Annotated in this window: 7 protein-coding genes and 1 pseudogene; 2 read left to right on the forward strand and 6 right to left on the reverse strand. The window is 66.0% G+C overall.

Going from position 1 to position 6,062, the window contains the following annotated elements; genetic code table 11:
- Nucleotides 1-10 precede the first annotated feature (10 nt).
- Nucleotides 11-142, forward strand: coding sequence for a transposase domain-containing protein (locus FHS87_RS22795; RefSeq protein WP_376766457.1), 132 nt, complete (start codon nt 11-13; stop codon nt 140-142).
- A gap of 6 nt (nt 143-148) precedes the next feature.
- Here the strand turns inward: FHS87_RS22795 and FHS87_RS24575 are convergent, their stop codons facing one another.
- From FHS87_RS24575 to FHS87_RS22825, 6 genes are all read right to left on the reverse strand, one after another.
- Nucleotides 149-604: a FadR/GntR family transcriptional regulator gene (locus FHS87_RS24575; protein ID WP_312862078.1), complete on the reverse strand. Its 456-nt coding sequence runs from the start codon at nt 602-604 to the stop codon at nt 149-151.
- 364 nt (nt 605-968) lie between these two features.
- Nucleotides 969-1,949, reverse strand: a complete 981-nt coding sequence (locus FHS87_RS22805) for a Bug family tripartite tricarboxylate transporter substrate binding protein (RefSeq protein WP_184522085.1) — start codon at nt 1,947-1,949, stop codon at nt 969-971.
- Nucleotides 1,950-1,994: 45 nt separating this feature from the next.
- Nucleotides 1,995-2,876: an HpcH/HpaI aldolase/citrate lyase family protein gene (locus FHS87_RS22810; protein WP_184522088.1), complete on the reverse strand. Its 882-nt coding sequence runs from the start codon at nt 2,874-2,876 to the stop codon at nt 1,995-1,997.
- A gap of 27 nt (nt 2,877-2,903) precedes the next feature.
- Nucleotides 2,904-3,362, reverse strand: a complete 459-nt coding sequence (locus tag FHS87_RS22815; RefSeq protein WP_184522091.1) for a MaoC family dehydratase — start codon at nt 3,360-3,362, stop codon at nt 2,904-2,906.
- A 27-nt stretch (nt 3,363-3,389) separates the two neighbouring features.
- Nucleotides 3,390-4,322 carry a BKACE family enzyme gene (locus FHS87_RS22820; protein WP_184522094.1) on the reverse strand — a complete coding sequence of 311 codons (933 nt, stop codon included), beginning with the start codon at nt 4,320-4,322 and terminating at the stop codon, nt 3,390-3,392.
- Nucleotides 4,323-4,385: 63 nt separating this feature from the next.
- Nucleotides 4,386-5,536 (reverse strand): IS3 family transposase gene (locus tag FHS87_RS22825; RefSeq protein WP_376766456.1). Its coding sequence is split into 2 segments (ribosomal slippage): nt 4,386-5,275 and nt 5,275-5,536, totalling 1,152 coding nucleotides; the frame shifts between segments, so codons are not numbered across the junction.
- Between the two features lie 43 nt (nt 5,537-5,579).
- On the opposite strand from FHS87_RS22825, the pseudogene FHS87_RS22830 reads away from it, so the two are divergent.
- Nucleotides 5,580-5,684 (forward strand): annotated as a pseudogene (locus FHS87_RS22830) (transposase); the annotation flags it as partial.
- Nucleotides 5,685-6,062: the final 378 nt, after the last annotated feature.

Here is a 6,062-nt window from a genome sequence, read left to right on the forward strand (position 1 = left end):
CTACACCCTGATCGGCTCGGCGGAGTTGAACGGCTGGGACCCGCAAGTCTACCTGCGCACCCTGCTCGAACGCATCCCAGACCACCCGATCAATCACATCGGTGAGCTGGCGCCATGGCACCTGCGGCCAGACAGCGCTTGAGCCCCGTCAACCCGCAACAGCCGTAGCCGTCAGTAAACGCTTACAGAGCAGCTCGTTGCCGCTCGCCTTCGCCACAGCGTTGTGCCACCGGACGTTTGTTAGAGAGAACTCCCGAAGATCGTCGACCGCGGTCGAGAGCAGCTCGTGGAGGGCTGTCATTTCCTGGAGATCGTCCTCCGTCCGGCGGGACGCGGCCAACCGCGCGAGGAATGGCTCGAGTGCCTCCCGCGTTTCGTGCAAGATATGTAGCGGCAGCCTACGCCCATGCACGAATAAGCCGATGGCTTCCGACATCGACTCACCGCCGGGAAGCGTCACCACATTCCCGCCGTAGCGCCCGGCACTCGTCCGGATCATGCCTTCCGCTGCGAGCATGCGGAGTGCGGCACGGACAGATCCTCGGGTCAGTCCGGTCTGGGCAACGAGTTCCCGCTCTGCAGGCAGGACAGTTCCCTCCGCAATTTCCCCTTACAGGATGCTCTCGCGCAGACGGCTTGCCAGGACATCGTAAGGCTTCGGTACCGAAATCTTCGGCATCGTGATGCGCTTCTCACGCGGCGGTCCGGTCATCGATCCTCCAGACTATAGGATGCGGCAAGAGTACCCGGCATCCTCCAGCACCGCACGAACTGTCCTCAACGACGGAACTTGTTGATCGGGCAAGTGCAAGACGCATCGCTCCCCAGCGGCATGCCCAGACATTCGGAAGCGCAGCCGCGGTGGCTAGGCGGGAACGGGGCTGGGCTGTCCCGCCGGCTGACATCCGCTGCACCGCCGCAGCATCCAACGCCAGTCTCTGCCCTGGACAAACCTGGCAGGCCAGAAGCTACTCAGGCTGAATCCCCGCCTCGCCGATCCGACGCTGCCAGATGGCACTCTGGGCCTCCATGAAGGCCGAGAACTCCTCGACCGAAGTCGGCTCGACAATGGATCCGGTGCGCTGCTCGAGCTGCTCCCTCACCTCACCCTTCTCCAGCGCGTTGCGCAACGCGGCGTTGAGACGCTCCACGACCGGCTGCGGCGTACCCGCCGGGGCGAGAAGGCCGAGCCAGGCAAAAAGCGAGAAGTCCTGAAGGCCCGTCGTCTCACGCAGCGCCGGAACGCTCGACAGGGCCCTGAAGCGCTGGGGGCTCGTGACCCCGAGCGCCTTCAGCTTGCCAGCCTCGATCAACTCCTGTGAGGCCGCGATGTCCACGAAGGCAAAGTCGATGCGCCCTCCCATCAGGTCGGCAAACGCCTGCGGTGTCGTCCTGTAAGGCACGGCGACCGCATCGATGCGGCCCATGTTCACCAGCATCGCCGCCGAGACCTGCCCTCCGGTGTTGCCGTAGCCGTAGCTCAGCCGGCCAGGGTTTGCCTTGGCGAAGTCCAGCAGCTCCCTGGGGCTGCTGAAGGGCGATTCCTGCCGCACGAGGAAGGCGAGTGGGTTTATCGTCATCCGGCCAATCGGTGCGAAGCTCCTGACGGGATCGTAACGTACGGACCGGAACAGGAACGGGTTCGCAGAATGGGTGGAGTTGGTCCCAACCAAGAGCGTGTACCCGTCCGGCCGGGCCCGCGCCACGAATTCGCTGCCGATCTGGCCGCTCGCACCGGGCCTGTTCTCGACGACGATGGTGGCCTTCATGGCCCGGCCCATCTCCTCGACGATGACGCGGGTAATCACGTCGGTCCCAGTGCCTGGCCCGAAGGGGACCACGACGGTGATGGGGCGGCTGGGAAATGATTCCTGCGCTCCCGCTGCGGCGGAGAACAGCGACACTGCGAATGTGGCAGCGAGGGAGATGGTTCGACGGCCAATGATCATTCCGGACGCTTCCTTTGTTTTTTGCCGTGATCTGCTTTGGAAACGTTACCTTGCGGCGCCGGCGGCCTCCAAGATCTGCAGGGCCTGCGTCAGGTGCGGACGGTCCAGCATCATGCCGTGAAGCTGCGCCGCGCCTGCGCGACCGGCCGCCTCGAAGGCGGCCACGATCGCACGAGCGTGCTCCACCTCGCGCGCATCCGGGCGGAACCCCTCGTTGATGATGGCGACCTGGTCGGGGTGGATCGCGAATTTGGCCGTGAAGCCGTCCTGCCGTGCCCGCCGGACCTCACGCGCCAGGCCCTCGGAATCGCGAAAATCCGGCGTGATCGTGTCGATGGCGTGCACGCCCGCCGCCTTGGCGCCGAGAAGGCAGAGGGTCCGGGCCAACTGGTAAACGAGGGCGTAGGTCCCGTCGTCGTTCCTGTTGGTGCTAGCCCCTACTGCGGTCGAAAGGTCCTCGGCACCCCAGGTCAGGCCGTGCAGGCGGGGGCCGGCCGAGCTGTAGGAGCCCAGCTCGAAGATGGATCCCGGCGTCTCCGTCGCGACGACCACGATCTTAGTGGTGCCGGGCGCAACCCCCTCGCGGGCCTCCAGCGCCGTCAGATAGTGCCCCAGGCGCACCACCTCTTCGCCCGAACCGCACTTCGGCAGGAGCAAACCGTCCGGGGCACCGGCGACAATCTGCGCCAAATCGGCCAGGGCTTGGTCGCCGTCCACTGGATTGATCCTGACCCAGATCTGCTGGCGGCTGCGGTCGGCATGGTCGAGAAGGTACTCGCGGACGAGCTGGCGGGCCGCCGGCAGGCTCTCCGCGGCAACGGCGTCCTCAAGGTCGAGGACGAGTGCGTGGGCGCCGCTGGATCCGGCCTTCGCCATCTTGCGGGCGCTGTCGCCGGGAACGAAGAGGAATGATCGGGGCGTGAACACGTCGTCACCTCGTGCTGGCGGTTCGGGTCAGGCGGCGGGCTGCTTCAGCATCAGGGCGGAGCGGCGGATCCGGGCGACGAGTACGTTCTTCTGGTTGAAGCCGCGATGCTCGAAGACGACGATCCCGGCATTCGGGCGGGACGCGCTTTCCCGGCGGCTGATGACCTCGCTCTCGGCCCGCACGGTGTCCCCGTGGAACAGGGGCGCGGGAAAGCGCACCTCCTCGAACCCAAGATTGCCGACGGTGGTGCCAAGGGTGGTGTCCCCCACGGAGACCCCGACGACGAGGCCCAGCGTAAAGGCGCTGTTGACGAGACGCTGCCCGAACTCCGTCTGATTCCGGCAGTACTCCTCGTCGAGGTGGAGCGCCGCCGGGTTGTGCGTCAGGGCCGAGAACAGGACGTTGTCCATCTCGGTGACGGTTCGCCGGATCGCGTGCTGAAAGACGCGCCCGACCTCAAGCTGCTCGTAGTAGAGACCGGCCATGGATGGTTTCCCCACTTTTCGGAAGGACTAGAAGGCGACGTTCTCCGCGCCCTTGAGCGACAGGAGCGCGCGGGCCTCCGCCGGCGTCGCGACGGAGAGCGACAGACCCTCAAGGATCGAGCGCACCCGGCGAACTTGAGCGGCGTTGCTCTCTGCGAGGCGCCCCGGCCCGTCCCAGAGGGAGTCCTCAAGGCCGACGCGCACGTTCCCGCCCATCCCCGCCGCCATGGAGGCAATTGGCATCTGAAAGCGCCCGGCGCCGAGCACGGACCAGATGTACTCGCTTCCGAACAGCCGGTCGGCAGTCCGCTTCATGTGGGCGACGTCGTCCGGGTGGGTGCCGATTCCGCCGAGGATGCCGAAAACGGTCTGCACGAAGAGAGGCGGCGTGATGAGCTTCCGGTCGAGGAAGTGCGCAAGATTGTAAAGATGTGAAGTATCGTAGCACTCGAACTCGAAGCGCGTGCCGTTCCCGGAGCAGGAGGAGAGGATGTACTCGATGTCGCGGAAGGTGTTCCGGAAGACCATGTCGCGCGTGGCTTCCAGATAAACCGGCTCCCAGGCGTGCTTGAAGGACGTGTACTTCCCCAACATCGGGAACAGGCCGAAGTTCATCGACCCCATGTTCAGGGACGCGACCTCGGGCCTGAGCTGGAGGGCGGGCTGCAGGCGCTCCTCTACCGTCATTGCGGGGGAGCCACCGGTGGTCAGATTGATGACGCCATCACACCGGCTCTTGATCTTCCCAACGAACTCCCGGAACAGGTCTACGGACTGCGACGGGCGCCCCTCGTCCGGATCCCGCGCATGCAGGTGGACGATGGCGCACCCCGCCTCGATCGCGCCGACCGCCGCTTCCTCGATCTCGGTCGCAGTCACCGGCAGGTAGGGGGACATCGTCGGTGTATGGATGGCGCCCGTTACGGCGCAGGTGATGATGACCTTTCTTGGACCAGCCATGTTTCTCCTCCCTTCCCGATGCGTCGTTCTGGACTTGCTGCAGATTAGTGGAGAGGCGTTGCGTCAGTTGATGGCCATCTTCTCGAACTGGACGGGGTTTGTGAAGCCGAGCGCGGAGTGGCGCCGGACGGGGTTGTAGAAGCCGTCGATGTAGCGGCCGATGGCCCGCTCAGCATCCTGGCGGGTCTCGAACATGGTGCGCCAGACGAGTTCCGACTTCAGCGTCTTGAAGGAACTCTCGACCATCGAGTTGTCATAACAGTTCCCCTTGCCCGACATCGAGATCAGGAGGCCGTGCTTTCGGAGCTCGGCCTGGTAGCCCGTCGAGCAATATTGACCTCCGCGGTCGGCATGGTGGATCAGCCCTGGGGCGGGGCGGCGCATGGTGAGAGCTTTGCGGAGGGCGGTCAGGGCTAGCTCCCGGTGCAGCCGATCCGCCACGGCCCAGCCGACGACCCGCCGCGCGAACAGGTCGATGACCACCGCCAGATACAGCCAACCTTCACGGGTCCAGATGGTGGAGATGTCGCTGCCCCACTTCTGATCTGGGCCCTCCGCCGAGAAGTCCTGGTCCAGCAGGTTAGGTGCGACGGGCGAGTTGTGGTTGCTGTCGGTGGTCCGCTTGAACCGCCGCTTCTGCCGGGCACGGAGCCCGTTCTCCCGCATCAGGCGGGCCGTCCTGCGGCGTCCGACAGCCAGGCCGCTGTCCTGCAGCTCCCGCGTCATCCGCGGGCTGCCATAGGTGCCATGGGAGAGCGCGAAGGCCGACCGGACATGGGCCAGCAGCACCATGTCCTCGTGCTGGCGGCGACAGGCCGGACGGCCCTTCCAGGCGAAGTAGCCGCTCTGGCTGACGCCGAGCACGCGGCAGAGACGGTGCACGGGGAACTCCTCTTTCGCCCCATCGATGAGCGCGAACCTCACCGACTTCCCTCCTTGGCGAAAAAAGCCGTGGCCCGCTTGAGGATGTCCCGCTCCTGACGAAGGATCTCGTTCTCCCGCCGCAGCCGCTTCAACTCGGCCCCGACGTCTTCCTGCCCGGGCAGCTCGGGCTCATCAATTTGCCGATCCCGGCTCCGGCTGATCCACCGGACCAGCGTCGACAGACCAATACCGAGATCCTCGGCGGTCTCACGCTGGCTCCGCCCGCTCGTCCGGACCAGCCGGACCGCCTCCTCCTCGAATTCCTTCGTGAACCGTCTCTGCTGCGTCATAGAGTTCCCCTTGCCTCATCAGGAACCCTCCACCTTTCCGGGGCAAGTCGAGGGCTTGATTGCCTCGATCCTGCAGTTGCTGGGCATCGATCTTGCCGTGCCCGACCACACGACCTTGAGCCGGCGTGCGGAGGCGCTCGAGGTGCCGCGGCCCCGCGGCGGGCAAGCGCCCGCCTTGCCACCGCCGCCGGCGAGAGGGGCGCCGACCTCGCCCAGGTCATGCGACAGACCCGCCACCGCTCCGCCGAGGTCGCCCTCGGCTATTTTAGACCCGCCGACCTCTGGCGTATCAACCCGGCACAGGGGAACTGGGGCGAGCCGGGGGAGCACGCCTGATCCATCGGGGCTGCGACGGCCGGGCCTGGACGAGGCGTGCGCTCGGCAAGCCGCTCCCGCCCTTTGGGCGGCGGACAAGGCGCGATGGCAGCGTCTGGCCGAGGAACGAACCCGCTATCGCGGGATTGGTCCTGTTTGCACTGATGCGCTGCCGCGTCGGCAGACAGGCATGAATTGAGCGGGCCCGGGC

Origin of the sequence: Muricoccus pecuniae, from assembly GCF_014199205.1 — a bacterium.
GTDB classification, from domain to species: Bacteria; Pseudomonadota; Alphaproteobacteria; order Acetobacterales; family Acetobacteraceae; genus Roseomonas; species Roseomonas pecuniae.

Coding starts and splice junctions, on each gene's coding strand:
- FHS87_RS22805 (WP_184522085.1), bottom strand. CDS start 1,949: ATGATCATTGGCCGTCGAACCATCTCCCTCGCTGCCACATTCGCAGTG.
- FHS87_RS22820 (WP_184522094.1), bottom strand. CDS start 4,322: ATGGCTGGTCCAAGAAAGGTCATCATCACCTGCGCCGTAACGGGCGCC.
- FHS87_RS22815 (WP_184522091.1), bottom strand. CDS start 3,362: ATGGCCGGTCTCTACTACGAGCAGCTTGAGGTCGGGCGCGTCTTTCAG.